This is a genomic window from Streptomyces sp. NPDC004111 (genome assembly GCF_042874215.1).
Classification (GTDB): Bacteria; Actinomycetota; Actinomycetes; order Streptomycetales; family Streptomycetaceae; genus Streptomyces.
Map to the genome: position 1 here is coordinate 352,547 of NZ_JBIAMU010000002.1, position 26,756 is coordinate 379,302.

21 protein-coding genes and 1 pseudogene are annotated in these 26,756 nt (G+C 74.0%); 16 read left to right on the plus strand and 6 right to left on the minus strand.

Annotated features, from left to right (window positions below):
* Positions 1-10: 10 nt before the first annotated feature.
* Positions 11-904, minus strand: a complete 894-nt coding sequence (locus tag ACFYVL_RS05960) for a 3-keto-5-aminohexanoate cleavage protein (RefSeq protein WP_389241580.1) — start codon at positions 902-904, stop codon at positions 11-13.
* A 96-nt stretch (positions 905-1,000) separates the two neighbouring features.
* Entirely contained in the window at positions 1,001-1,978 is a 978-nt protein-coding gene (locus tag ACFYVL_RS05965; RefSeq protein WP_389241581.1) for a TetR family transcriptional regulator C-terminal domain-containing protein, read from the minus strand.
* Between the two features lie 242 nt (positions 1,979-2,220).
* Between ACFYVL_RS05965 and ACFYVL_RS05970 the strand changes: the two genes are divergently transcribed.
* The 6 genes from ACFYVL_RS05970 (at position 2,221) to ACFYVL_RS05995 (ending at position 9,254) form a co-directional block, all read left to right on the plus strand.
* On the plus strand, positions 2,221-3,408 hold the full coding sequence (locus ACFYVL_RS05970; protein ID WP_389241582.1) for a GDSL-type esterase/lipase family protein: 1,188 nt from the start codon (positions 2,221-2,223) through the stop codon (positions 3,406-3,408).
* 120 nt (positions 3,409-3,528) lie between these two features.
* The gene (locus ACFYVL_RS05975) at positions 3,529-4,968 is read left to right on the plus strand and encodes an MFS transporter (RefSeq protein ID WP_389241583.1); all 1,440 of its coding nucleotides are present in this window, start codon (positions 3,529-3,531) and stop codon (positions 4,966-4,968) included.
* A complete protein-coding gene (locus tag ACFYVL_RS05980) occupies positions 4,955-6,247 on the plus strand; it encodes an acyltransferase family protein (protein WP_389241584.1) in 1,293 nt (430 codons plus the stop codon). The genes ACFYVL_RS05975 and ACFYVL_RS05980 overlap by 14 nt, the downstream gene beginning before the upstream one ends.
* Positions 6,248-6,325: 78 nt before the next feature.
* A complete protein-coding gene (locus tag ACFYVL_RS05985) occupies positions 6,326-7,363 on the plus strand; it encodes an LLM class F420-dependent oxidoreductase (protein WP_389241585.1) in 1,038 nt (345 codons plus the stop codon).
* Positions 7,360-8,121: an alpha/beta hydrolase gene (locus ACFYVL_RS05990; protein WP_389241586.1), complete on the plus strand. Its 762-nt coding sequence runs from the start codon at positions 7,360-7,362 to the stop codon at positions 8,119-8,121. The genes ACFYVL_RS05985 and ACFYVL_RS05990 overlap by 4 nt, the downstream gene beginning before the upstream one ends.
* 92 nt (positions 8,122-8,213) lie before the next feature.
* The gene (locus tag ACFYVL_RS05995) at positions 8,214-9,254 is read left to right on the plus strand and encodes a helix-turn-helix domain-containing protein (RefSeq protein WP_389241587.1); all 1,041 of its coding nucleotides are present in this window, start codon (positions 8,214-8,216) and stop codon (positions 9,252-9,254) included.
* Here the strand turns inward: ACFYVL_RS05995 and ACFYVL_RS06000 are convergent.
* Complete coding sequence (locus ACFYVL_RS06000) at positions 9,224-10,096, minus strand: alpha/beta fold hydrolase (RefSeq protein WP_389241588.1); 873 nt, start codon at positions 10,094-10,096, stop codon at positions 9,224-9,226. The genes ACFYVL_RS05995 and ACFYVL_RS06000 overlap by 31 nt on opposite strands.
* Positions 10,097-10,342: 246 nt before the next feature.
* On the opposite strand from ACFYVL_RS06000, the gene ACFYVL_RS06005 reads away from it, so the two are divergent.
* From ACFYVL_RS06005 to ACFYVL_RS06050, 10 genes are read left to right on the plus strand one after another with little or no spacing between them, the layout of a single operon-like run.
* Positions 10,343-10,981 carry a hypothetical protein gene (locus tag ACFYVL_RS06005; RefSeq protein ID WP_389241589.1) on the plus strand — a complete coding sequence of 213 codons (639 nt, stop codon included), beginning with the start codon at positions 10,343-10,345 and terminating at the stop codon, positions 10,979-10,981.
* The gene (gene asnB / locus ACFYVL_RS06010; RefSeq protein WP_389241590.1) at positions 10,969-12,798 is read left to right on the plus strand and encodes an asparagine synthase (glutamine-hydrolyzing); all 1,830 of its coding nucleotides are present in this window, start codon (positions 10,969-10,971) and stop codon (positions 12,796-12,798) included. Before ACFYVL_RS06005 ends, asnB begins: the two co-directional genes overlap by 13 nt.
* Positions 12,795-13,361, plus strand: coding sequence for a flavin reductase family protein (locus ACFYVL_RS06015; protein ID WP_389241591.1), 567 nt, complete (start codon positions 12,795-12,797; stop codon positions 13,359-13,361). The genes asnB and ACFYVL_RS06015 overlap by 4 nt, the downstream gene beginning before the upstream one ends.
* On the plus strand, positions 13,358-14,839 hold the full coding sequence (locus ACFYVL_RS06020) for a 4-hydroxyphenylacetate 3-hydroxylase family protein (protein ID WP_389241592.1): 1,482 nt from the start codon (positions 13,358-13,360) through the stop codon (positions 14,837-14,839). The genes ACFYVL_RS06015 and ACFYVL_RS06020 overlap by 4 nt, the downstream gene beginning before the upstream one ends.
* Positions 14,836-15,741 (plus strand): class I SAM-dependent methyltransferase, encoded by a 906-nt coding sequence (locus ACFYVL_RS06025; RefSeq protein WP_389241593.1) that lies wholly within the window; start codon positions 14,836-14,838, stop codon positions 15,739-15,741. The genes ACFYVL_RS06020 and ACFYVL_RS06025 overlap by 4 nt, the downstream gene beginning before the upstream one ends.
* A gap of 38 nt (positions 15,742-15,779) precedes the next feature.
* Positions 15,780-17,423 (plus strand): ABC transporter substrate-binding protein, encoded by a 1,644-nt coding sequence (locus ACFYVL_RS06030; RefSeq protein ID WP_389241594.1) that lies wholly within the window; start codon positions 15,780-15,782, stop codon positions 17,421-17,423.
* Complete coding sequence (locus tag ACFYVL_RS06035; protein WP_389241595.1) at positions 17,423-18,385, plus strand: ABC transporter permease; 963 nt, start codon at positions 17,423-17,425, stop codon at positions 18,383-18,385. Before ACFYVL_RS06030 ends, ACFYVL_RS06035 begins: the two co-directional genes overlap by 1 nt.
* Entirely contained in the window at positions 18,382-19,284 is a 903-nt protein-coding gene (locus tag ACFYVL_RS06040; protein WP_389241596.1) for an ABC transporter permease, read from the plus strand. The genes ACFYVL_RS06035 and ACFYVL_RS06040 overlap by 4 nt, the downstream gene beginning before the upstream one ends.
* Entirely contained in the window at positions 19,281-20,870 is a 1,590-nt protein-coding gene (locus ACFYVL_RS06045; RefSeq protein ID WP_389241597.1) for a dipeptide ABC transporter ATP-binding protein, read from the plus strand. Before ACFYVL_RS06040 ends, ACFYVL_RS06045 begins: the two co-directional genes overlap by 4 nt.
* Before the next feature lie 26 nt (positions 20,871-20,896).
* Entirely contained in the window at positions 20,897-22,204 is a 1,308-nt protein-coding gene (locus ACFYVL_RS06050) for an MFS transporter (RefSeq protein WP_389241598.1), read from the plus strand.
* Between the two features lie 57 nt (positions 22,205-22,261).
* Here the strand turns inward: ACFYVL_RS06050 and ACFYVL_RS06055 are convergent.
* The 3 genes and pseudogenes from ACFYVL_RS06055 to ACFYVL_RS06065 form a co-directional block, all read right to left on the minus strand.
* Positions 22,262-24,907: pseudogene (locus ACFYVL_RS06055) on the minus strand (AAA family ATPase).
* 181 nt (positions 24,908-25,088) lie between these two features.
* Positions 25,089-26,150, minus strand: coding sequence for a YeiH family protein (locus tag ACFYVL_RS06060; RefSeq protein ID WP_389241599.1), 1,062 nt, complete (start codon positions 26,148-26,150; stop codon positions 25,089-25,091).
* Positions 26,150-26,719 carry a cysteine dioxygenase gene (locus ACFYVL_RS06065; protein ID WP_389241600.1) on the minus strand — a complete coding sequence of 190 codons (570 nt, stop codon included), beginning with the start codon at positions 26,717-26,719 and terminating at the stop codon, positions 26,150-26,152. Before ACFYVL_RS06065 ends, ACFYVL_RS06060 begins: the two co-directional genes overlap by 1 nt.
* Between the last annotated feature and the right edge of the window lie 37 nt (positions 26,720-26,756).

A 26,756-nucleotide genomic window follows, 5' to 3' on the forward strand; every position in this document is an offset into this window, starting at 1 on the left:
GGGGGATGCGTCAGCCGCGCGGCTTGAGGCCCAGCTTCTGGCGGGCCTCGTCCGGGGTGGCGACGCGCGAACCGAGCGACTCGGTGAGGGTGACGGCGCGTTCCACGAGCTGCGCGTTGGTGACCTTGTTGCCCTTGCCGAGGTAGAGGTTGTCCTCCAGTCCGACGCGCACGTGCCCGCCGAGCAGGATGGACTGGGCTGCCCACGGCATCTGCATCCGGCCGAGCGCGAAGCTGGCGAACTGGGCTCCCTCGGGCAGCATGTTGACCATCGCCTGGAGCACGCCCGGGTCTGCCGGCGCACCCCACGGGATGCCCATGCACAGCTGGAACACGGTCGGGTCGTCGAGCAGACCCTCCGCCATCAGCTGCTTCGCGAACCACAGCTGCCCGGTGTCGAAGATCTCCAGCTCGGGGCGTACGCCCAGTTCCTGGATGCGCTTGGCGCCGGCGCGCAGCATGTCGGGGGTGGAGATGTAGAGGTTGTCGCCGAAGTTGAGCGAACCGCAGTCGAGAGTGCAGATGTCGGGCAGCAGTTCCTCGACGTGCGGGAGCCTGTCCAGGCCGCCGACGAGGTCGGTGCCGGGCAGCGGGAAGTCCTTGAGCGGCTGTTCGGGGTCGACGACCAGGTCGCCGCCCATGCCGGCGGTGAGGTTGATGACGACATCGGTACCGGTTTCCTTGATCCGCTCGACGACCTCGCGGTAGAGGCGGGTGTCGCGGGAGGGGTCACCGGTCTCGGGGTCGCGGACGTGGATGTGCACCACGGCGGCCCCCGCCTCGGCGGCCTCGACGGCCGACCTGGCTATCTGCTCGGGGGTGACGGGGACGTGCGGGCTCTTGCGCACGGTGTCGCCGGCGCCGGTCAGGGCGCAGGTGATGATGACGTCCTGGTTGACGGTCATGCGAATCTCCTTACGGGGATGGAGAGTTGAGGGTGCACCACGAGAAGCGGGCCGGTGCGGCGGACGGCCACCGGGTTCCGGAACCCGGTGGACCGCTCAGGGCGATCGGGTGAGCGTGGCGTCCACGTACGCGAGCAGTGCTTCGCGCATGTCCTGCGCGCTGGTGCCGCCGGCCGGGCCGGTCTCGGCAGGGGTGGAGGCGAGCACCTGGCTGGCGAGGCCGTCGATGAGCGCGGTGAGCCGCAGCGCGGCGGCGTCGGGGTCGGTGCCGGGCCGGAAGGCACCCTGGGCGACTCCGCGCCGTACGACATCGGCGACGGTGTCGCGCCACTGCCGGTAGTACTCGACGTGCAGCCGGCCCACGGCGGTCGAGCGGGCCGCCTCCGCCCACAGGTCGAGCCAGACGTGCCACTGGCGGCGCTGCTGCTCGCTGTGCGGGATCTGGAGCTCGATGAGCTGGCGCAGTTCGTCGGCGGCGTCGCGCGCCTCGGCGGTACGGGTGGCACGGCGCGCGGTGTCCTCGTCCATGCACCAGCGGACCGCCGCTTCGAGCAGGTCGTCGCGGCCGGGGAAGTGGTAGTGGATGGCGGCGGTACTGGTGGCGCAGGCCTCCGCGATGTCCGCGACCCGTACCGCGTGGAAACCGCGTTCGGCGATCAGCCGGACGGTCTCCCGCACGATCTGCAACGGTCGGCCGCCGTCCGGGGCCGCACCGGCCGCACCGCCCGACCGGGCACGCCGGACGGGTGCCGCGGCTTCCGGGCGCGGGGTCCGCGAGCCGAGCAGCCTGCCCACGTCCACTCCGGCCGTGTCGGCGATCCGGGCGAGTTCGGCGGCGGTGAACCGGCGGGTGCCGCCGAGCGAGCGGGACAGCTTGGAGGGGTCCATGACGATCCGGCGCGCGAACTCGCGCTGGCTGACCCCGGCGGCGGCGATGACCTCCCGCACCCGGCCGGCGACGGCCGACGCCGGTTCGGGTCCGCTCGCGGGACCGGGCTCGGGTCCGCGCCCCGGGGGCCCGCTGCCGGTCTCGGTCCCCGTCTCGTCGCGGGGTCTCACTGCTTCGTTCCGCATGGTCGGCCACCGTACTCATGTGTTGAGCAAATCTCAACGCACATGCGTAATGAGATGTGAGTTGAGGTACTGACTGATGCATCAGTCACACACGCAACAGGCATCACGGGCCGGTCGGACCGCGTCACCGGGCAGGTCAGGCCATGAGTGCCGGTCACAGCATCCGCAACGACTGGTTGCCGCCGCCGCGCGCCACGGAAGATGACGCGACCCGCCAGGCGAGGCCATGAGGAGGCACCGACGTGTCAGCAGGAGACGTGGCAGCAGAAGCAGAAGACGTGCCGGTCGGAGACGTGGCAGCAGGAAGCGCGGCAGCAAAAGACGTGCCGCCAGAAGTCGGGCGGAGCACCGGCCGCACCGTGGCCTGCAACGATCCGGCACTGCGCTTCCGGGGTGCCGTCTCCGTGCAGCGCGGGCCGGACGGCGCCTGGGTGTCGCCCTGGCGGGTGCCGTACGGGGAGGCCCGGCTGCATCTGCCGGAGGGCGGCATCGGCCGGGCGGCCATGCCCGCCGGGGTGCGGCTGACCTTCCGCACCGACAGCCGCACCCTGGTGTGCCGCTACCGGGCCGCACCGGCACCCCGGCTGAACGGGCCGCAGGAGCTGCCCCGGCTCGACGTGGTCTGCGACGGGCGGTCCCCGGTGACGGTCGCGCTGACGGCGGACGGCGGCGACGCGGAGTTCCGGGTGGCGCACCTGCCGGGGCGGCCGGTCACCGTGGAGCTGTGGCTGCCGACGTACCACCAGTTCAAGCTGCGTTCGCTGGTGCTCGACGCGGGCGCCTCGCTCGCACCGGACACCTCGGAGCGTCCGCGCTGGGTGCACTACGGCAGTTCCATTTCGCAGGGGCGCGGAGCCGCGTCGCCGGTGCGGGCCTGGCCCGCGCTCGTCGCCCGCGAGGCCGGTCTCGACCTGACGTCGCTGGCGCTGGGCGCGGCCTGCTGCCTCCAGCCGATGACCGCCCGGCTGATGCGCGACCAGGAGGCCGAACTGCTAACGGCGTGCGTGGGCATCAACGTCCAGGCACTGGGCAGCCACAGCCCGGACGCCTTCAGCTCGGCGCTCGTCGGGTTCGTCCGTACGGTGCGCGAAGGGCACCCGGACACACCGTTCGTCCTGATGTCGACGATCGTCGCCCCGGACCGGGAGACCGTCCCCGGGCCCTCCGGGCTGACCGTCCAGGACTGCCGCAGACGCACCGAGGAGGCCGTCCGGCTGCTGCGCGCGCACGGGGACACGGAGCTGCACTACGTCGACGGGCTGGACGTGTTCGGACCGTGCGACGCCGAACTGCTGCTGGAACCGGTGGGCCTGGACCGGCTGCATCCGGGACCGGCCGGGCACCCGGTGTTCGCGGAACGGTTCCTCGGGGCGCTGCGCGCGGAGTTGGGCGACCGGCTGCCCAGCCTGTGTGTGCCAGTAACAGCATGATTCGGGATCTGGCTGCTCACGGCGCGCCCCGCGACGATCGGCACGTGGGGCCGCCCGGCCAGGTCCGTGACCGGCGGCGCGGCCCTCCTGCACCCCACCCTGCCCGGCGAGAGGATTCCCGTGCCCCCCGAAACTCCCCCGTCCGTCGATGAGCGGGCGGGCACCGCCGTCACCGCATCCGCCGGATCCGCCGAGACGGCCGGGTCCACCGCGCCCGCCACGCCCACCGCCGCTCCCAAGGTGCCCTGGGCCGCTTACACCGGTGTATATCTGCTGCTCTTCCTGATCGGCACCGAGACGTTCCTCGTCTCGCCGCTGCTGCCGACCATCGCCGGTTCGGTCGGGGTGTCGGTGGCGGCAGCCGCGAGCACCGTCACCGCCTACACGCTGGTGTACGCGCTGACCGCGCCCTTCCTCGGTGCCGTCTCCGACCGGTTCGGCCGGCGTCCCACGATCCTGGCCGGTACGGTCCTGTTCCTGCTCGGCAACGCGCTGGCCGCCGTCGCGGGCGATCTGACCGTCCTGGTCGTCGCCCGTGTCCTCGGTGCGCTGGGTGCCGCGCTGGCCGGTCCGTCGATCTGGGCGCACCTCGCGGAGACCGCGCCCGAAGCGGTGCGCGGGCGGGCCGTCGGGTACGGGATGGCGCTGTTCTCGGCCGGTCAGGTGCTCGGTGTCCCGGCGGGCAGTTTCCTCGCGGGCTGGGGCGGCTGGCGGGCCTCGTTCTGGGCGCTGACCGTGCTGACGGTGGCCGCGGTGCCGCTGGTGCTCGCGCAGACGAAGGCCCCGGCGAGCGCTTCCGGTGCGGCTGCCGGGCCGCAGCCGCTGCGGTTCACGGCGGTGTTCTCGGTGTGGGGCGACCGCACGCTGCGGCACACCCTGATCGTGGTGTTCCTGCTCCAGGCCGCGAACCTGGGCGCGTACACCTTCCTCGGCACCGCCCTGCACGACCGGTTCGGGCTTTCCGTCAACGCGCTCGGGCTGCTGGGCATCCTGGTCGGCGCGGGCAGTGCGCTCGGTTCGCTGACCGCGGGCCGGATCGGCGACCGGGCCAGGGCCCGGGGTGCGGGCGACGCGGTGTGGATCCCGGTGTGGGCGCTGGTGCTGGGCACCGCGGCGGTACTCGCCGCACTGGGCGCGCCGTCGATCGTGGCGTACGCGGCGGTGCTGGTGTGGTTCTTCGCGAGCGGCGCGTTCGGCACGATCATCCAGACCCTGCTGATCTCGGCGCGCCCCGAACTGGGCGCGACGTCGAGTTCCTGGAACAGCGCGACGCTGTACGCGGGAACGGCCGTCGGCGTCGGCATCGCGGGCACCTTCGCCCATGCCGACACCGGTACGGCCGTGGTGGGCGGCGGACTCGCCCTGCTCGCCGGGCTGGTCGCGGTACCGCTGGTCGGCCGGCTGCGGTCGGCACCGGGCACGGAGCCCGCGCAGGACGGACAGGACGCGCAGGACGGACAGGACGCTCCCGCCTCGCAGTCCGCTCACGGCACGCAGTCCGCACAGGACGCGCCGTCCGCCGAGCGGCAGGAAGGGGCCGGAGCCGATGAGCGCGTCTGAGGCGCCACCCGCCGTACCCGCCACACCCACCGTCCCGGCCGCATCGCCCGCCGCACCGGCCACCCGGCCCGCCACCCTCGACACCGCCCGGCACCGGGCCCCCGCGCTCGACGGCCTGCGTGCGGTGGCCGCTCTGCTGGTGATCGCCCTGCACGTGGGCATCTACACCGGTCAGGTCGCCTCCAGCTGGCTCGGCATCGGGGAGGCCGGCCCGCTGGGCCCGGTGATCTCCCGGTTCACGGTGGGCGTGCCGGTCTTCTTCGTACTGTCCGGCCTGCTGCTCTACCGCCCGTACGCCAACGCGGCCCGCGACGGCCGCCAACCACCGTCCACCGGCCGCTACTTGTGGCACCGCGTGCTGCGCATCCTGCCCGTGTACTGGGTGGTGGCGCTGGTCTCCCTGGTGTGGTTCGGAAGGGACACGCTCGGTGAGCTGTGGCCCGCGCTGCGGACCTTCCTCCTGCTGCACATCTACGCGCCGGAGCCGATCCCGCTGGGCATCACCCAGACCTGGAGCCTGGCGACCGAGGTGGCGTTCTACGTCGTGCTCCCCGTGCTGGCACTGGCGCTCCACCCGCTGCTGCGGCGCGGGCGGGCGGGCACGGTGTTCGGGGTGCTTGCCGTGGTCGAACTGCTCACCCTCGGCTCGCTGGTGGCCACGCACGTGCCGTCCGCCGGGGCGTACCCGCTGCCTTCGCTGTGGCTGCCGGAGTACGCGGGCTACTTCGCGGCCGGGATGGCGCTCGCCGTCCTCGCCGCCCGGCCGGACGGCCCGCCCGCCGCGGTACGGCGCCTGGTGCGGCGGCCCTGGTGGTGCTGGGGCGTGGCGCTGCTGGCGTACGTGGTGGTGTCGACGCCGGTGAGCGGATCGACCCTGAGGTACCCGACGGTGGCCGAGGCCCTCGTGGAGCACCTGCTCTACCTGGTGGTCGCGGTGGCCCTGATCGCCCCGCTCGCCCTCGGCAGCGGCACCGGCGGTCCCGCGAGACTGCTTGCCGGGCGGGTGCCCGCGTGGCTCGGGCGGGTGTCGTACGGGCTGTTCCTGTGGCACATGGTCGTGGTCGAGGGCTGGCTGCGGATCACCGGGCAGCGGGCCGGGAGCGCGGAGTTCTGGGTGCTCTTCCCGGTGACGGTGCTGCTGACGGTCGCGCTCGCGGGCCTTGCCCACTACGCCATCGAGAGACCGGTGAGCAGGCTGCGGGGCCGGCACGCCGCTCCCCCGGCGACCGCCCCGGCGCCGGACCCCGCCGTCCGGCCGTCGGCCGCCCCCGGCGCATAACCACCGGCACGAGTCCGCCGGGCGGACAACCGTGCCCGGCCACCCGCCCCCTCCACCGACCCGAGGAGCCCCCGCACCATGCCCCCGCCCGTCTCCGCATCCACCGGCAACCCCGCCGGCGCCCCTCTCCACTGGGGCGTCAACCTCCCCCTGCCCACCCTCTCCCTCCCCGGCCACCGGCACCTCGTCGAGTCGCTCCCCGACCTCGGGTACACCGACGTCTGGACCGGTGAGGGCGGCGGAATCGACGCCTTCACCCCGCTGACCGCCGCCGCGGCGTGGCAGCCCGAGCTGCGGCTGGGCACCGGGGTGGTGCCCGTGCTCACCCGGGGTCCCGGCATCCTCGCGCAGACCGCCGCCACGCTCTCCCAGCTCGCCGAGGGGCGGCTGCTGCTGGGCGTCGGCGCGTCCGTGCCCGCGCACACCACCGCCCTCAACGGGGTCACCCACGACCGGCCGCTCGCCCGGGTCCGCGACACCGTGCGGTTCCTGAAGCGCGCGCTGCACGGGCTGCCCGTGGGCGATGCGTACGAGACCCTGTCGGCCCCCGGCTTCAGCCTGGGCCACACCCTGCCGCGACCGCCCAAGGTGCTGGTCGGGGCCTTGCGTCCGCGGATGCTGCGGGTGGCGTACCAGGACGGCGACGGCGCGGTGCTGAACCTGCTCACCGCCGAGGACGTGCCCCGGGTGATCGAGGCGGGCCGCGGGTCCGCCCCGGGCGAGGGGGCCGGGGAGCCCAAGGAGACGGTGGTCAAGCTGTTCCTGTGCCCGACCGCCGACGTCGCGTACGCCCGCGCCGCGGGTCGCGGCTTCCTCGGCTGGATCCTCAACCAGAAGCCGTACCACGCCTTTCACGAGTGGCTGGGGCGCGGGGACCTGCTCAAGGAGTCGTACGACCGCTACCTGCTCGGCGACCGGGCCGGTGCGGGGGCCGCGCTGCCCGACTCGCTCGTCGACGCGCTCTGGCTGCACGGCGAGCCCGCGGCCCTGCGCGAGCGGATCGCCGCATATCTGCATCCCGGGGTGACAACGGTCCTGCTCTATGTCGCCCCCACACCCGAACTCCACGCCAGGCCGGAGAAGTTGGGGTCCCTGCTCGCGGAGCTGCGCGGATGAGCGGGCTGCTGGGCGGGCGCCCCGTGCGGTGGGTACGCCCGCCGGACGGGGCACTCCGGGGCACCCACCTCCACTTCCACGGCGGCGGCTACCGCGTCGGGACACCGGAGCTGGACGTGCCGCTGGCCTCCCACCTCGCTCGCCGCCTGCGCGTACAAGTTGCCCTGCCCGCCTACCGGTTGGCACCGGCGCACCCCTTCCCGGCCGCCGTCGAGGACGGGCTGGCCGCCTACGGGGCACTGCTGGCGGGCGGTACGCCCGCGGAGCGGATCACGGTCGGCGGGGACTCGGCGGGCGGCGGGCTGGCCTTCGCGGTGCTGCTGGCCGCCCAGGAGGCCGGGCTGCCCGCGCCGGCCGCCGCGATCGGACTCTCGCCGTGGCTGGATCTGACCCTGACGGCGGCGTCGTTCGAGCGGTGCGCGGCCACCGATCCACTGCTGGGCCGGGACTCGCTCGGCGACTCGGCCGCCGTGTACCTGGCCGGTGCCGACCCGCGCACCCCGACCGCGTCCCCGCTGTTCGCCGAGGACAAGGCGCTGGCCGCACTGCCGCCCGCACTGCTCCAGGCCAGCAGGGACGAGGTGCTGTGCGACGACGCCGTACGGTTCGCGGAGCGCGTGAAGGCGGCGGGCGGCGCGTGCCGGGTCGAGCTGTGGCCGGGCACGACGCACTGCTGGCAGCTGTCCGTGGCGACCTCGGCGGAGGCGGTGCGGGCGGCGGACTCTGTTGCGGAATTCCTAACACAGCATTTCGACTGACGGACAACTGCCGTCATTTCGGGCCTGGTTGGCCGGATCGGAGCTAGGCTGATCCGGCGCGGCCAGGCCCGATCCGGAAGGCGGAACAGTCGATGAATTCCCGTACCCCCGAGAGCGAGTACGAAAGCAGTCACGGAACGGAGTACGAGAACTCCGCCAATTCGGCGAATTCCAAAGAACTCGGCGCCTTTCTGCGCGCCCATCGAGAACGCCGCGCCCCACGTGACGTGGGGCTGCCGGACACCGGCCGGCGGCGTACTCCGGGACTGCGCCGCGAGGAGGTCGCCGCGCTTTCCGGGGTGGGTCTCGCCTGGTACACGTGGCTGGAACAGGGGCGGGTGATTCCGTCCCGGAAGGTTCTCGAAGCGGTCGCCCGCACGCTCGGCCTGAACGCCGTCTCCTACCGTCATGTGCTCGCCCTCTCCGGTCTGCTGCCGCCGGCGCCCGACGGGGCGGGGCACGACGAGGTGGCGTCCCGGGTGCGGCCCCTGCTGGACACCTGGGAGAGCAGCCCGGCCGTGCTGGTGGACTCCCGCTTCGACATCACCGCGTGGAACGACGCGTACGCCGCCGTGTGGTCCGACCCGGCCGGCATCCCGGCCCACCGGCGCAACCTGATGTGGTGCGTGGCCGGTCATCCCGCGTTCCGCTCCACGCTGCTCGACTGGGAGCCGGTGGCCCGCGCCGTACTGGCCCACTTCCGGGGCCAGACCGCCCGGCTCGCGGACACCGACCCGCGCACCCGGGAGGTGTACGCGACGCTGCGCGCGGACTTCCCCGAGCTGGCGCCGTGGTGGGAGTGCCAGGGCGTGGGCGATCTGACGGCCCGGCAGCTGTCGGTGCTGCTCCCCGGGCACGGCGGGCTCGACCTGCTGCTGTCCGCGTTCCGCCCGGTGGACGACCCGCAGGCGCTGATCCTGGTGCAGGCGCCGGTGGGCGCGGCGGACCGCGAGCTGGTGGGCGAGCTGGTGCGCGGGTACCGGTCGGCGGGCTCCGCGGAGGTGGTCAGGATGCCGAGCACGCCCCGGCCCGCCGCCGCCCGCGGCACCGTGGCCCGGCCCGCGGCGGCGGCGGCCAGGACGGCCGCTCCCCGGTCCGCGGCCTACGCGAAGAAGGCCCGCAGTTCCGCGTAGGTCTCCTCGGGTGCCTCCTCCGGCAGGAAGTGCCCGCAGTCCAGCGCCCTGCCCCGTACGTCGTCGGCCCACCCCCGCCAGACGGCGAGCACGTCGTGCCTGGCCTCGACGTGCGCCCGCTTGCCCCACAGGGCGAGCAGGGGCGCGCCGATGCGCCGGCCGGCCCGCTGGTCGGCCCGGTCGTGCGCGAGGTCGGGGCCGAACATCGCCCGGTAGTCCTCGCACATCGCGTGCACGACGCCGGGCCGCGCGACCGCCGCCCGGTAGGCCTCCAGCGCCTCGGGGGCGAAGAGCGCGCGGTGCGCCGCGAAGAGGAACCCCTCCGGGTCCGCGGCGATCAGGCGCTCGGGCACCGGGTACGGCTGCCCCAGCACGAACCACCGCCACAGCTGCCTGGCCCCCTCGGCGTCGATGTCCGCGAGGGCGTTCGCCGTGGGCACCACGTCGAGGACGGCGAGCCGTTCCACCCGCTCCGGGTGGTCGAGGGCCAGCCGGTAGGCGCAGCGGGCGCCCCGGTCGTGGCCGGCCAGGGAGAACCTCTCGTGGCCGAGCGCCGCCATGACGCGGACCTGGTCGGCGGCCATGGCGCGCTTGCTGTGCCCGGCTCCGGGCCGGTCGGCCCCGGCGGCCGGCCCGCCGCTCGCCCCGTAGCCGCGCAGGTCGGTGACGACCACCGTGAAGTCCTCGGCGAGGCGCGGGGCGACGGCGTGCCACATCGCGTGGGTCTGCGGGAAGCCGTGCAGCAGGAGCAGCGACGGGCCCTGGCCCGCCGTGCGCACGTGCACGGGCACGCCGTCCGCACCGGGCACGGTCAGTGTCTCGAAGCCTTCGAACAGCACCATCGCCCCAGGATAAATTCCGCGGCGGCGAACAGGAATTGACCTGAGGATGCTGTTATTCGCAGTCACAGGATGTTCCGTGCACGGCCTCCCGGATTTCCGTTGACGGAATGGAATTCGCCTTCGTAGTCTGCGGATTCATTCAGGGCGGACGAATATTCGAATCGGTACCCGCATTCCGTTCCCCGCCCCTTCTTCTCGCTCCTCCCTCTCCCCACTCCCCTCACGGTCGAAAGAACTGAGCTGCTCATGAAGCAGAAGTACTCCACCGACATGAGCCCGTCGGAGCGTGCCGCACTGTGGCGGCAGCGCCTCTTCGAGGCCGAAGCAGGCCTGACCCGGTACCTCACCGAGACCCGGGGCGGCCGGGACATCGACGACTGGATCTCGGTGCGCTCCGAGATCTTCCACGAACTGCCCACCCAGGACGCGGAGTCGGCGTCCCCCGAAGCCTGGCAGCGGGTCTTCTTCCGGGCGCAGGCCCTGATGGAGCGCTTCCTGGTGTCGCGGTACGGCCACGGCGAGCTGGCCGCCTGGGCACGGGCCGGCGCCGAGGTGCACCGCTGGGTGGAGCCCGAGCACGGGCACGGCGCCCTGGACCCGGTGCTGCGGATCGCCCGGCAGGCCGAGCTGTACGGCTCCCGCTACCGGATCCTCGCGGACGGCCCCGAGCGGGCCGCGCTGGAGATCTCGCACTGTGCGATCTGGGACTACCGGAAGAAGGCGGAGGCCCGGGGCGTACCGCTGACGCTCGCCTCGCCGTGCGAGTACTGCGTGCACGCCACCGGTTCCAACATCGCCGCCAAGGGCTTCACCGCCCGCCACGAACTCGACGACGGGCCCGAGGGCCCCGGCTGCACCTGGGAGGCCACGCAATGTGCGGAATAGCCGGCTGGATCGACTGGGAGCGCGACCTGCGGACCGAGTCGGAGACGGTGCGCGCCATGACGGACTCGATGGTGCTGCGCGGCCCGGACGCCGGCGACGTGTGGCTCTCGGAACGGGCCGCGCTCGGCCATCGCAGACTCGCCGTCATCGACGTGGCGGGCGGCGCCCAGCCGATGGCGGTCCGCGACCCCGAGGGCCGCCCGCTGGCGGTGATCAGCTACAGCGGGGAGGTCTACAACTTCCGCGAGCTGCGCGCCGAACTCGCCTCGCTCGGGCACGAGTTCATCACCCGTTCGGACACCGAGGTGGTGCTGCGCGCCCACCTCCAGTGGGGCGAGGCCGCGGTGCCGAAGCTCAACGGGATGTTCGCGTACGCCGTCTGGGACGTGCGGCGCGAGGAACTCCTGCTGGTACGGGACCGGCTGGGCGTCAAGCCCCTGTACTGGACGGCCCGTGCGGGGCACCTGCTGTTCGGCTCCGAGCCCAAGGCGGTGCTCGCCAACCCGCTGTTCCGGGCGGAGACCGACGCCGAGGGCCTGGCGGAGCTCTTCGCCGTGCCCGCCGCCCCCACCCCCGGCCGCACCGTCTTCCGGGACCTGCGCACCGTACGCCCCGGCCACACCGTCCGCTTCAACCGCAACGGCCCCGTCGAGCGCCCGTACTGGACGCTGGAGAGCCGCCCGCACACCGAGGACCTGGACAGCACGGCCCGCCGGGTGCGCGAGATCCTCACCGACACCGTCGAGCGGCAGCTCGTCAGCGACGTGCCGCTCGGGCTGCTGCTCTCCGGCGGGCTCGACTCCAGCACCCTGACGGCGCTGGCGGCCGGGCCCGCCGGGGAGCGCGGCGAGAAGGTCGCCACGTTCTCGGTGGACTTCCCCGCCGACGAGCAGCCGGAGCGGCTGGGCGACTGGAACCGGGACAGCGACGCCCCCTACATCGAGGAGCTGAGCGGGCTGCTGGGCACCGCGCACACCTCGGTGACCGTGGCGGGCGGCGAACTGCTCGCGCACCGCGGGATCGGTCTCGCGGCCCGGGACCGGCCGGGCTGGGGCGAGCCGGACGTCTCGCTGCACCTGCTGTTCCGGGGCGTGCGCAGGCACGTCACGGTGGCGCTGTCCGGCGAGGTCGCCGACGAGGTGTTCGGCGGCTACCCGTACTTCCACCACGACCACCCGCTGGACGCCTTCCCCTGGCTGTACGGCCGGCCGTCCCCGGCGGATCTGCTGCGGCCCGACGTCGCCGCCCTCGTACGCCCCAAGGAGTACGCGGCCCAGCGGCTGCGCGACGCGCTGGCCGAAGTCCCGCTGCTGGAGGGCGAGTCGGGGTCCGAACTGCGGGCCAGGCGCATCTCCTACCTGGCGCTGACCCGGTGGCTGCCCGCGCTGCTGGACCGCAAGGACCGGATGAGCATGGCGGCGAGCCTGGAGGTGCGGGTGCCGTTCGCGGACCACCGGCTGGTCGAGTACCTGTGGAACGTGCCGTGGTCGCTGAAGAACACCGGCGGCGTCCCCAAGGGCCTGCTGCGCAGGGCGGTCGGCGACCTGCTGCCGGACAGCGTCCTGCACCGGCCCAAGAGCGGCTACCCGGCCAGTTCCGCGCCGGGCTACGGGCGGGCCCTGCGCGACGGCGTCGAGGAGCTGCTGCTCCGCGACAGTCCGCTCTTCGACCTGGTCGACCGGGCCGAGGTGAAGCGCCGGCTGGCCGCGGGCGCCGTCCTGCCGGGGCCGCGCGCCGCCCCGCACCCGACCGGCGGACTCGACCAACTTCTCGCCGTGGACAGCTGGCTGACCGGATACGGGGTGCGTGTGCGATGACCGTGACCAGGACCGAACGCCCGGCGGTGACGGCGGAGGAGTACCTCGCCGCCGCCCGCACCTTCCCCACGGGGGTGACCGTCGTCGCCACCCGCTACCGCGACGACACCCCGGCCAAGACGGTGTCCGCCTTCGCCTCGCTGTCGCTGGACCCGCTGCTGGTGGGGGTGGCGATCGGCAGGGACAGCCCGATGGTGTGGGCGGCCCGCGCCTCGGGCGTGCTGTCGGTGAACGTGCTGCGCGCCGACCAGCAGCACGTCGCCGACCACTTCGCCGCCCCCGCCCACCGGCGCCCGCTGCCGCCGCCCGTGGCGCTGTCCCGGGACACCACCGGCGCACCGGTGCTGGCGGACTGCCTGAGCTGGTTCGACTGCCGGATCGCCACGATCGTCCCCGGCGGCGACCACGCGCTGCTGATCGGCCGGGTGGTCGCCGTGCACACCTCGCCGGGACGGCCGCTCGTCCACCACGCGGGCCGCTACCGCAGCCTCGTGCCGCTGCCCGCTCTGCCGCTCGACCCGGAAATTCCCGTACTGCCCGACCAGGGGGTCCACGCCCGATGACCAGTTCACTCCACTCCGCCGTCGAACCGCTCGGCGTGCTCGACGGCGCCCGCTACCTGGAGAGCCTCGACGACGGCCGCAGCGTCTGGCTCGACGGCGAGGAGATCAAGAACGTCGCCGAGCACCCGGCGTTCACCGCGCCCACCCGGGAGATCGCCCGGCTGCTCGACCTCCAGCACGACCCCGCCCACCGCGACCTGCTCACCGTCGAGGACCCGGAGTCCGGGCTGCGGATCGGGCGCGGCTACCACCCGCCGCGCACCCCCGAGGAGCTGCGGGCGGCCCGCGACAGCGCCGGGGTGTGGATGGCCGAGTCGTGGGGGCAGCACGGCCGCTCCCCCGCCTTCATGTCGTCCATCGCGGTGGGCCTGCTCGACTTCCGGCACCGGCTGGAGACCAACAGGCCCGGCTTCGGCGACCACGCGGCGGCCTACCACCGCTTCGCCGCCGAGCGGGACCTGCTGCTCACCCACGCGCTCGGCGACCCGCAGATCGACCGGTCCGCGAGCCCGCTGGACAACCCGGACCACGCGCTGCGGGTGCTGCACGAGGACGGCGAGGGCATCGTCGTCCGGGGCGCGAAGCAGCTGACGACGCTGGCGCCGTTCGCGCACGAGGTGCTGGTGTACCTGTCGGCGTCGTTCGCGCAGCGCGGCTCCGAGGAGTTCGTGGTGTGGTTCTCGCTGCCGCTGAACGCGCCGGGGCTGCGCATCCTGTGCCGGGAGCCGTTCGGCACCCAGGGGCACGGGCACGCGCACCCGTTCGCCGGACGGTACGACGAGCAGGACGCCATGCTCTTCTTCGACGACGTCGAGGTGCCCTGGGACCGGGTGTTCCTGCTGGGCGACGGCGCGCTGGCCCGCGAGGGACTGGGCCGGATCAACGCGTGGAGCCAGTACATCGGGCAGGTCCGCTACCGCGAGCGGCTGCGCACCCTGCTGGGCGTGGGCACGCTGCTCGCCGAGTCGATCGGCGTCGACCAGTTCCGCAACATCCAGGAGGACCTGGGCGAACTCGCCGGGTACGCCCAGTTGCTGGAGCACTTCCTCGACGCGGGCGAGGCCACCGCGCGCCGCACCGACAGCGGCTTCCTGGCGCCGGGGCCGACTCCGGCGGCGGCCGTGTGGGCGGCCTCGGTGGCGGGCCGCGCGGTGTCCGTCGTCCGCGGCATCGGCCAGTCGGGGATCCTCATGCAGCCCACCGAGAACGACCTGCGCGCACCCGAGCTGCGCCCGCTGCTCGACCGGTACATGCACGGCAAGGACATCGACGCGGAGCGCAAGTCCCGGCTGTTCCGGCTCGCCTGGGACCTGATGGCCGACAGCTTCGGGCAGCGGCAGGACCTGTACGAGTACGTGCACCGGGGGGATCTGGCGCGCAACCGGATCAATCTGCTGCGCGGCCACGACCAGTCGGCGGTCCGCGAGCGCATCGCCGCCCTGATCGCCGAACCGCTGACGGAGGGACCCCGACGATGACCGACCGCACCCTGACCGAGACCCCCGTGACGGTCTCCGCCCCGACCGGGGCCGTCCCCGCCGACGGCGCCCCGGCCGGTGACGCGCCGGCCGACGACATCCTCGCCCGTGCCCGCACCCTGTCCGGCTACGACGACGTGAGCCGCATCCGGCAGGCACAGGACCACGACTGGGTCCTGAACCTGGCGCCGCCCTTCCCGTCCTCCGTGGCCGACCTGGGCTGCGGGACCGGCGCGCTCCTCGAAGCGGCGCTGGAGAGGTGGCCGACGGTGGGGCGGGCGGTCGGCGTCGACGGCTCGGGCCACCGGGTGCGCGAGGCCGGGTCCCGGCTGACCGGACGCGCGGAGCTGCTGGTCGGCGATCTGCTGGAACTGCCGCCGCTGGACGACCGGTTCGACGTGACGTTCATGACGTCCGTACTGCACTGGCTGTACCCGGACGAGGACCGGGCGTTCGCCTGGATCGCGGCGCACCTCGCGCCCGGCGGGGCGTTCGTGCTGACCACCCACCACCCGGTGACCGACGCGGCCGGGTTCGGCGGCGAGGACGTGGTCGCCCGGGACGCGCTGCGGCTGCTCGGCGTCGACGACGGGCTGGCGGGAATCGTGCCGATGGGGGTGCGGGCCCGCCCCGCCGACGACGTATGGACGCTGCTGGAGCGCCACTTCGAGATCGCCGCGTTCGACGAGCGGCACGTGCCCGTGCGGGCGCTGGGCGCGGCGCAGTACCGCGACTTCCACGCGTCGACGTTCGGCACGTACTTCAGCCGGCTGCTGCCCGCGCACCGGCAGCAGGAGTTCTTCGAGGCGGCCGGGGAGGCCGCCGCCCGCAGGACCGCCGCCGACGGCGAGGTCTACGGGATCACCGTGCGCGCCTGGCGCGCCGTACCCCGCCCGACGTGACCGCCCCCTTCCGCCCCTTCCCGAACGGAGCCCCTCCCGTGCCCACCCGCAGATCCTTCCTCCACCTCACCGCAGGAGCGGCAGCCGCCGTCGGGCTCACCGCCTGCTCCGGCGGCGCCGCCGGCACCGCCGGCCAGGGCACCCGGGAGGGCGGCACGCTGACCTTCGCGACGGACGTCGAACCGGACGTCTTCGACCCGCACGTCTCGCCCGCCGACATCGTGGGCGTGCTGATGCGCAACGTCTTCGACTCGCTGGTGGCGCAGCGCGAGGACGGCGGCTTCGAGCCGTGGCTGGCGAAGAAGTGGGAGGTGTCCAAGGACGGCCGGGCGTACACCTTCACGCTGCGCGAGGACGTGCGGTTCAGCGACGGCACCCCCTTCGACGCGCACGCGGTGCGGGCGAACTTCGACCACATCGTCGCGCCCGCCACCAAGTCGCAGTACGCGGCCACCCTGATCGGCCCCTACGACCGCACCGAGGTCAAGGGCCCGCACACCGCGGTCGTCCACCTCAAGCGGCCCTACGCCCCCTTCCTGCACGCCGTCTCGACCACCTACCTGGGCTTCCACTCCCCCAGGGCGCTGCGCGAACACGCGGACGAACTGGCGGCCGGCGGGGCGGCGAGCGTGGGCACCGGGCCCTTCACCTTCACCTCGCGGGTGAAGGGCCAGCAGCTCACCTTCACCCGCAACAAGGCGTACGCCTGGCCGCCGGCGTCCGCCGAGAACAAGGGCCCGGCACACGTGGAGCGGCTGGTCGTCAGCTTCCTCCCGGAGAACGCCACCCGGGTCGGCGCCGCCACCTCCGGGCAGGCCGACATCGCCGACGCCCTGCCCGCCAACCGCATCGCCTCCCTCAAGTCCCAGCCCGGACTGGCCGTCCTGAGCCACGACTCGCCGGGCATCGTCTACTCGTACTTCCTCAACACCACCCGCGCCCCCTTCGACCGGCGCGAGGCACGCCTCGCGGTGCGGCACGCGGTGGACACCGAGGCCATCACCAGGGCCGTGTTCTCCGGGCAGTACCGGCGGGCCTGGGGGCCGCTCAGCCCCTCGACCCCCGGCTACAGCAAGGGAGTCGAGAACGGCTGGGGGTACGACCCGGCGAAGGCGAACGCGCTCCTGGACGGCCTCGGCTGGCGGACCCGCGACGGCGACGGCTACCGCACCAAGGACGGCAAGCGGTTCTCCCTGACCCTGCTGTACGTGCCCGCCTTCACCAAGGCGGAGCGCAAGACCTACGACACCGCCGTGCAGGACGCGCTCAAGAAGGTCGGCATCGAGCTGGTCCTCAAGCCGCTCGACGCGGGCAGCTACACCCCGGTCCGCAACCGGGGCGAGTACGACATCATCGCCTTCGCCTGGGGCGGCTCCGACCCGGACCTCCTGCGCACCGTCTTCCACTCGGACAGCCAGCTGGCCGACGGCGGTGCCAACGGCTCCCGGCTACACGATCCGCGCATCGACGGCTGGCTGGACGCCGCGACCGGTGAACTCGACCGCAAGCAGCGCGAGTTGCTCTATGCGAAGGTGCAGGAGCGGATCGTCGCGGAGGGGTACGCACTGCCCGCCTTCGTCGGGACCCGCCAGCTCGGGGTGCGGGCGCGGGCGCACGGGGTGACCTTCGACGCGTCGGCGTGGCCGCTGTTCCACGGCGCGTGGGTGGACGGCGCACGCTGATGGCCAAGGACTCTCGCGGACCCGTACTGCTGCGGCTGTCGGCACGCCGGCTGGGTGCCGGGGTGCTGGTCCTGTGGGGTGCGGCGACGCTCGCCTTCGCCGCGCTGCACCTGGTCCCGGGCGACGTGGTGGACACGGTGCTGGGGCCGGGGGTGGCGGCGACGCCCGAACTGCGGGCGCGGATCGGCGCGGACTACGGTCTGGACGACCCGCTGCCGGTGCAGTACCTGCGGCAGCTGGCCGCGCTGGCCGGCGGCGATCTGGGCACCTCGTACCAGCTGGGTCTGCCGGTGCGCGAGGTGCTGGCCGGGCAGATCGGGCCGACCGTGGAACTGGCCGTCACGGCGACCGTGCTGGCGCTGCTGATCGCGTTCGTCGCGGCGGTGGCGACGGCGGGCCGGGGCCGGGTGGCCCGCACCCTGGCGTCCGGCTTCGAACTGCTGGCGGTGTCGCTGCCGTCGTACTGGCTGGGCATCCTGGGCCTGACCTTCCTCGCCTACCGCTTCCAGCTGCTGCCGGCGGCGGGCGGCGAGGGTCCGGCGGCGCTGGTGCTGCCCGCGCTGACGCTCGCGCTGCCGATCGGCGGCGTCCTGGCCCGGGTGGTGCGCCAGGAGCTGGACACGGCTCTGGGCACCCCGTTCACACTGAGCGCGCGGGCCCGCGGGGCCACCGAGAAGGACGTCCTGCTGCGGCACACGCTGCGGCACGCGGCGCTGCCGGTGGCGACGCTGTCCGGCTGGGTGGTGGGCAGTCTGCTCGGCGGGGCGGTGCTGACCGAGACGGTGTTCGCCCGGCCCGGACTCGGACGGGTCCTGGTGACGGCGGTGACGTCGAAGGACATTCCGGTGGTGACGGCACTGGTGCTGCTGTCGGCGGCGGCGTTCGTGCTGGTCAACCTGGTGGTGGATCTGGCGTATCTGGTGATCGACCCGCGGCTGCGGGCGGAAGGGGCGGGAGTGTGAGCGCCGTCGCGCAGGTCTTCGGCGGGGGGCGCGCACGCCGCGGCGGACGGCTCGCCACCGTGCTTCCGGCACTGGTGCTGGCGCTCCTCGCGGTGGCGGCGCTCTTCCCCCGGCTGCTGGTGTCGCAGGGCCCGGACGACACGGAGGTGCTGGCCGCCCTCCGGCCGCCCTCCGCGGAGCACCCGCTGGGCACGGACGAGCTGGGCAGGGACGTACTGGCCCGGCTGGTGCACGGGGCCCGGCTGTCGCTGACCATCGGGCTCGGCGCGACGCTCCTCGCGGCCGTGGCCGGCATCGTCGTCGGCCTGCTGGCCGCGACGGGTCCGCGCTGGGCGGACCAGGTGCTGATGCGGGCGCTGGACGTGCTGCTCGCCTTCCCCGAACTGCTGCTGGCCCTGCTGGTGGTCGCGGTGGTCGGCTCCGGCACCGCGAACGTGCTGGTGGCCATCGCCGTCGCGGCCGTGCCCACCTACGCCCGGCTGGTGCGCGGCCAGGCGCTGCTCGCCGTCCGGTCCGGGTATGCGGAGGCGGCGGCGGTGCTGGGGGTGCCGCGCCCGCTGATCGTGCTGCGGCACGTGCTGCCCAACGTGCTGGGCCCACTGCTCGTGCTGGCCTCCATCGGCACCGGTACGGCCGTGATCTCCGGGTCCGCGCTCAGCTTCCTGGGACTCGGGGCGCCGCCGCCGGCCGCCGAGTGGGGGGCGATGCTCGCGGACGGCCGGGAGTTCCTGGCGACGGCCTGGTGGACGGCCACCTTCCCGGGGCTGGCCATCGCGCTGGTGGTGCTGTCGGTGACGGTGCTGGGGCACCGGCTGCGCGACCGCCCGGCACCGGCGAACGAGGACGGGCCCCGCACCGGGGCGGGCACCACCGAGCGGATCGAGGAGGTACGGCCGTGACACACGCACTGGCCGAGGGAACCGGCACCGGGCCCGGCGGCGCCCCGGACGACGCCCTGCTCGACGTGGCGGACCTGCACGTCCGTTTCGGCGGTCTGCACGCGGTGCGCGGGGTGTCGCTGAGCGTGGCGCCCGGCGAATGCCTGGCCCTGGTCGGCGAGTCCGGGTCCGGCAAGAGCACCGTGGCCCGCGCCCTGCTGGGCCTCGCGGGCCCCGGCGCGCACACCCGGGCCCGGACCCTGCGGCTCGACGGCCGCGACGCGACGGGGTTCACCGCCCGTGACTGGCGTACGGTGCGGGGCCGGGCGGTCGGCCTGGTCGCGCAGGACGCCCTGGGGTCGCTGGACCCGCTGCGGCGCGTCGGCACGGAGGTCGCCGAGCCGATGCGGCTGCACCGCACGGTCCCGCGCGCCGAGACCGGTGCGCGGGTGGTGGAACTGCTGCGCCAAGTGGGCATCCCCGACCCGGAGGCGCGGGCCGCCCAGTACCCGCACGAACTGTCCGGCGGGCTGCGGCAGCGCGCGCTCATCGCCGCCGCGCTGGCCGCCTCCCCCGCGCTGCTCGTCGCGGACGAGCCGACGACAGCACTCGACGTGACGGTCCAGGCACAGATCCTGGACCTGCTCGCCGAGGCCAAGAGGTCCGGCACCGGGCTGCTGCTGATCACCCACGACCTGACGGTGGTGGCGCGGGTCGCGGACCGCACGGCCGTGCTGCGGGACGGCGAGGTGGTGGAGTGCGCGCCCACCGCGGAACTGCTGAGCGCACCCCGCCACCCGTACACCAGGGCCCTGCTGGAGGCCTCGCGGCTCGCCCCGGTCGCCCGCACCCCGAAGAACGCGGCACCGGTCCTCTCGGTGACGGGCCTGACCAAGGCGTACGGCACCCGCACCGCCTGCCGGGACGTGACCTTCGAGGTGCGGGCGGGCGAGACGGTCGCCCTGGTCGGCGAGTCGGGGTCGGGCAAGAGCACGGTGGCCCGGCTCGCGCTGGGCCTGGCCCGGCCGGACGCGGGCGAGGTGCGGCTGGGCGGCGAGCCCTGGTCCGTCCTGCCCGAGCGGCGCAGGCGCCCGCAGCGCCACCGCGTCCAGCTCATCCACCAGGACCCGTTCGGATCCTTCGACCCGCGCTGGACGGTCGCCCGCGTCATCGGCGAGGCACTGCCGAAGCAAGGGCGGGCCGAGCGCACCCGCGAACTCCTCGGCCTGGTCGGGCTCGGCCCCGAACACCTGGACCGCCGCCCGCACCAGCTCTCCGGCGGGCAGCGCCAGCGCGTCGCCATCGCCCGCGCGCTGGCACCCCGGCCGCGTCTGCTGGTGTGCGACGAGGCGGTGTCCGCGCTGGACGCCTCGATCCGCAGACAGATCCTCGACCTGCTGGACGACCTCCAGCAACGGCTGGGGCTGGCCCTCCTGTTCATCTCGCACGACCTGTCGGTGGTGCGCCGCATCAGCGACCGGGTGCTGGTGATGAAGGACGCCGAGGTGGTCGAGGAGGGGCCGGCCACCGCGCTCTTCGCCGCGCCCCGGCACCCGTACACCCGGGCACTCCTTAACGCAGCCTTCACAGAGGCCCCTTGTGGTTGATCGGCATCTGGGCGATCGTCCCGTCCATGACCAAGACGCCCGCCCCCACGACCACCGCCACTCCCCCCGAACCCACCGGCCACAGGCCCGTACGGCAGTTGCTCGCGGCATCCGTGGGCAACGCCGTGGAGTGGTTCGACTGGTACGCCTACACGTTCCTCGCGACGTTCATCGCCGCCCAGATCTTCCCCAAGAGCGCCGGCAACTCGCTGGTGCCACTGCTCGCCACCTTCGCGGTGTTCGCGGTGGGGTTCTTCATGCGGCCGGTCGGCGGGCTGGTGCTCGGCGCGGTCGCCGACCGGCACGGGCGGCGGGCCGCGCTGACCGTGACGATCCTGCTGATGGGCGGCAGCAGCCTGCTGGTCGGGCTGACCCCCACGTACGCCTCGGCGGGCATCCTCGCACCGGTGGTGCTGGTGGTGGCGCGGCTGCTCCAGGGGCTCTCCGTGGGCGGTGAGTTCGCGGCGTCGACGACGTTCCTGGTGGAGTCGGCGGGGCCCGGCAGGCGCGGTCTGTTCTCCAGCTTCCAGTACGTGTCGACGACGGCGGGCCAGCTGGCCGCCTCGGGCCTCGCGGCGCTGCTGGTCTCGAATCTGAGCAGTGGTCAGATGGACGGCTGGGGCTGGCGGGTGCCGTTCCTGGTGGGGGCTGTGCTGAGCCTGGTGGGGTTCTGGATCCGGCGCGGGGCGCACGAGACGCACGTACCGGTGGAGCGGGCGCAGCGGCCGGGGCTGTTCGACGCGCTGCGGAAGTACCCGCGGCAGTCGCTGCTGATCTGCGGGATCACCGCGGGCGGCACCATCTCGTACTACACCTGGACGTCCTACCTGCCCACGTACGCCGAGCTGAACGGCGGGTTCGAGAAGTCGGACGCGCTGCTGGCGGGGACGATCTCGCTGGCCTTCTTCGCGGTGCTCCAGCCGCTCGGCGGGCTGCTGTCGGACCGGATCGGGCGGCGTCCGCTGCTGCTGTTCTCCGGGCTCGGGTTCGCGGCCCTGATCGTGCCGCTGCTGGGGATCGTCGACGGCGGGGTGTCGTTCGGCACGCTGGTGCTGGTGAGCTGCGGCGGCATGGTGCTGCTGACCGGGTTCACCTCGATCTCGGCGGCGGTGAACGCGGAGATCTTCCCGGCGAAGGTGCGGGCCTCGGGCATCGGCTTCCCGTACTCGCTGACGGTGGCGCTGTTCGGCGGGACCGCTCCGTACATGGGCACGCTGTTCAAGGACCTCGGCAACCCGGGGCTGTTCGCCTGGTACGTGGCGGCGCTGTGCCTGGTGTCGTCGGCGGTCTTCTTCCGGCTGCCGGAGAACGCGCACAAGGAGCTGGAGAAGTAGGGCGGGAGCGAGGGGCGGGGGCGCCCGCGGGCGCCCCCGCCGTGCCGCGCGGTCCGTTCAGAGGCGGGCCAGTTCCCGGTCCGCCGTCGCCACCAGGCCGTCGGCGTGGCAGCCCAGTGCCAGCTTGAAGCCCTCTTCGAGTTCGGTGCGGGAGCGGGCGGCGATGCCCCATTCGACGCGGGCCGCGGCGTGTTCGTACGCGCAGGGCGACTCCTCCAGGAGGACCACCGCGCGCTCCAGCAGTGCGGCGGCGCGCGGGCCCGTGGCCAGGGCGGCCCGGCAGCGCAGTGCCTCGCCGATGGCCGTGTTCGTACCGACGCGCTCGGCGCGGTCGCTCGCGTAGTCGGCGAGCTCCTCGGCACGGTCCGGGTCGTCGGCGGCGACCGCGCGGGCCAGGTCGACTGCCCAGGGTGCGATCACCGGGTGGTGCCTGCCCTGGGACGTCAACGCGTCGCCCGCGTATTCCAGTTCGGCGACGGCCTCCTTGGTCCGGCCGAGGGCGAGCAGCAGCTTGCCGCGCACCGAGGCGGCGTCCGGGAAGACGCGGGTGGCGGGGTAGGGCCCCTGGAAGCGGAAGTCCTCGGCGAGCTGCCTGGCCTGTTCGACCTGGCCGCGGGCCAGCAGGGTGTCGATGAGCATGCTGACGGCGTCCCAGTGCACGGGCATCTTGTGGCCCACCCGCTCGGCGAGCCGCACGCTCTCGCGCAGGTCGCGCTCGGCCCGCAGCAGATTGCCCCGCCTGCGCTGGAGGTAGCCGGTGAGGGCGTACGCGAAGGCGAGGTGGGCGCCGGTCCAGCCCGCCGTGGTGAACGCCTCGCGGGCCTCCTTGAACAGGGCGTCCGCCCGGTCGAGCTAGTCGGCGAACAGATAGCTGAGGCCCAGCAGGGCGGGCGGTTCGAAGCCCCAGGTGGTGTCGGTCCAGTTCAGTCCGACGGGCAGGCTGCCGTTGACCAGGGCGCGGTCGCCGGTGCGCACGGCGACGCGGGAGTCCTCGCCGACGGCCGTCGCGTCGAAGGCGCGGAGCATCAGCAGTGCCTGCTCGGTGGTGTCGCGTCCGGTGACCCGTTCGGCCGCGCGGGCGAGCCGCCGGGAGCGGTCGGGGCCGTCGTGCTCGACGGCCAGGACGCCCTCCCACAGGAAGTGCACGGTCTGTAGCCGCATCCGGGCGGGACCGGCGGGTGCCGCGTCGGCCGCCGCGGCGACCATCAGGCCCGCCTCGCTGATCCGGTTGTTGTGGGTGAGCGCCTGGGAGAGCAGGAACACGGCGGCGGCCTGCTGCTCGTCGTCGAGTCCGGGGCGTGCCAGGGCGGACTGGAGGTACCTGGTGGTGATGCCGGGGTCACTGAGGTGGATGACCTTGCCCAGCTCGTACTCCACCTGGGAGAGCAGTTCGGGCGGCGGCGGTTCCTGCAGTGCGCGTTCCAGGCAGCGCCGGGCGGCGTCCGGGGCGCCGACGGCCGCGTACTCGGCGGCGGCCTCGCGCATCTGCGCGACAAGTTCCTCGTCGCCCTCGGGCAGCACTTCGAGGAGGTGCCGGGAGGCGGCTGCCGCGCCGTGGCCCGCGAGGGTCAGCCGGCGGGCGGCGACCCCGTGCATGGCGGTGCGCAGACTCTTGGGGATGGCGTTGTAGACGGCGCCCGCGATGGTCGGGTGGACGAAGTCGAGCCGGTCGTCGCCGGTGAGGATGCGGGCGGCGCGCAGCCGCTCGGCGCAGTCCCCCGCGTCGTCGACGGTGACGTTGGCGAGCTGGGCGGCCAGTTCCAGGGAGATGTCGCTCTCCAGGATGCTGGCGGCGAACGCGAAGCGGGCCGTGGTGGCGCCCATGCCCATGAGCCGTTCGACCAGGCCGGGGGCGCGGGCGGAGACGATGAGGGGCCGCAGCTGGCCCGCGCTGTCCTCGACGGGGTCGAGTCCGGCGTCCTTGGCGCGGGCAAGCAGCTCGGTCGTCTCGTACAGGTTGCCGCCGGTGACGGCCCACACCTCGCGGCAGAACGGGTTGTCGGCGTGCTCGCCGAGTTCCTCGCGGGTGAGCCGGGCGGTGGCGGCGGGGGTGAGTTCGCTGAGCAGTACGGCGCCGTCGGTGGCGGCGCCGCCGAGCCGACGGAGCAGGGCAGCGGCTTCGCCGCCGGACTCCGAGGTGCGGTACGCGACGACGACGAGCACCGGCAGCCGCTGCCCGAGTTCGGCGTAGTGCGCGAGCCAGGTCAGGGTCTCCAGGTCGCACCACTGGGCGTCGTCGACGATCAGGACGAGCGGCTGGTGCGCCACCGCGAGCCGCCCCACCAGGACGTCGAGCCCGTCGCGGACGCCCTGCGGGTCTGCCTTCACCTCGCCGGGCGGGGCGATGCCGAGGGCGGGTCCGGCGCTGCCGTACCGGTCCCCGAGCAGGTCCCTGGCGTCGGCGTCCCCGGTGACGGTCAGCGCGGGCTGGAGCAGGTGGCGTACGACGTGGAAGGGGACGGAGGTGACGGTCTCGCCGCCGCGCGCGGACCACACCGCGCAGCCGCGCTCCTCGGCCACCCGCTGCACCTCGGCCAGCAGCGTGGTCTTTCCGATTCCGGCCACGCCCCGGAAGACGAGCACCCCACCGCGTGAGCGCTCCTCGCACAGGGCGTCTATCGCTTGCCCGGCCGCGGCCAGCTCCGCCTCGCGCTCCAGCAACAACGGGCCGGGGACCGGGTTTTCCGGCCGGGACACGCTCATCCCATCCCCCTCGCAGGTGTCGGAGCTCCGAGCCTAGCCCTCCGGAAGGAGCGGTGACCAGGATCCCCGTGAATTCACCGGGACGGGCGCGGGGAACCCGGTTTCGCGCCAATCCTCGGTCCGTGGGCAGTGGTTGACCGTGTGTGCGGGAGCGGCGGAGGGTGCCGCCGCTCCCGTCCCGTCAGCCCGTCGTGAGCAGTACTCCCCCGTACGACACTCCCGCCACCACCACCCACGACGCCAGCCCGAGCGCGGCGACCCGGCCGCCGGTGCGGGTGAGGGTGGGCAGGTGGACGGCGCTGCCGAGACCGAACAGGGCTGCCGCGAGGAGGAGTTCCTGGGCGTGCTGGGCGACGTCGATGGCCGTGGCCGGGAGCAGCCCGGTGCTGCGCAGCGCGACCATGGCGAGAAACCCGACGACGAACAGCGGCACCAGCGGCGGGCGGGCGCTCCCGCGACCGTTCTCCGCGGCGGTCTGCGGGGCCGTCCTGCGCCGGCGGCGCACCGAGAGGGCCACCGCGGCGACGAGCGGCGCGAGCAGCGCCACCCGCATCAGCTTGACCAGGACGGCTTCGCCCAGTGCGCCGGGGCCCGCCGTCTGGGCGGTGGCGACGACCTGTCCCACGTCGTGCACGCTCGCCCCGACCCACCGGCCGAACTCCGCGTCGGTGAGTCCCAGCGGGCCGTGCAGCAGCGGGAGCACGGCGATGGCGAGGGTGCCGCACAGGGTGACCAGGGCCACCGAGGTCGCGGTGTCCCGCTCGTCGCTGTCGGTGGCCTCGCTGACCGCGCCGATCGCGGACGCCCCGCAGATCGAGTAGCCGGTGGCGATCAGCAGCGGCTGGTCGCCCGGCAGGCCCATCCTGCGGCCGAGCCACCAGGTGCCGAAGAAGGTGGCGGCGACGACCGCGAGCACCATGAGGACGGTCGCCCAGCCGATGCCCAGGACGTCGTCCAGGCTGAGCTTGAGCCCGAGCAGGACGACGCCGACCCGCATCAGCCGCTTCCCGGCGAGGGTGAGCCCCGGCCGTGCGGTTCCGCGCACCAGGGAACGGGCGAGCGGCAGGTGCGCGACGACGATGCCGAGCACCACGGCGGCCGTGAGCATCGGCACGGCGGGCACCAGCAGGTGGACCGCCCAGGCGACGGCGACCCCGGCCGCCGCGAGGGCGAGGCCGGGCAGCTTGCGGGGCGGTGCGGGGACGGTGGCGGGACGGGTCTGGCGTTCCCGCAGGAGCGCCATCAGCGGTCGGCCGGGAGTGCGTAGACGCGGCGGACGCTGGAGCCGATGCGGGATATGTCGGCGCCGTAGACGTGCAGGGATATCGCCACGTCGGTGCAGGCGTTCCAGACCTTGTGGATGTCGCCGGGCGGGGCGAATCCGCAGACCGCGCCGAGCGGGTTGACGACGTCCTCGGTGGCGACGAGGTGGGCCTCGGCGCCCTGTCCGGCCGGGACCAGCCGGTAGCGGCGCTCGCGCTCCTCGCCCTGGTGGACGCCGGTGGTGCACCAGGAGACGTGGTCGTGGACGGAGGTCTCCTGGCCGGGCAGCCAGACGAGGGCGACGATCGAGAAGCTGCCGTCGTGCTCGGCGTGCAGGAGGTGCTGCCGGTAGCAGTTCGGGTCGCTCTCCCGCTGCTCCTCGGTGAGCAGGTCTTCGGCGCCGAGGTGCGGGGCGAGGCGCTCGCCGACGAGGTAGGCGGTGAGGTCGGGGGGAAGACCGCGGCCCACGGCCTCGCGCACCGAGGCGACGAGGGCGTCCAGGCGGGCGGTCGTGCGCGCGGCCGTGTAGGCGGTGGATGTCGTGGTCATACGGGCAGCGTGCGGCCGTACGATCCATCACGTCCAA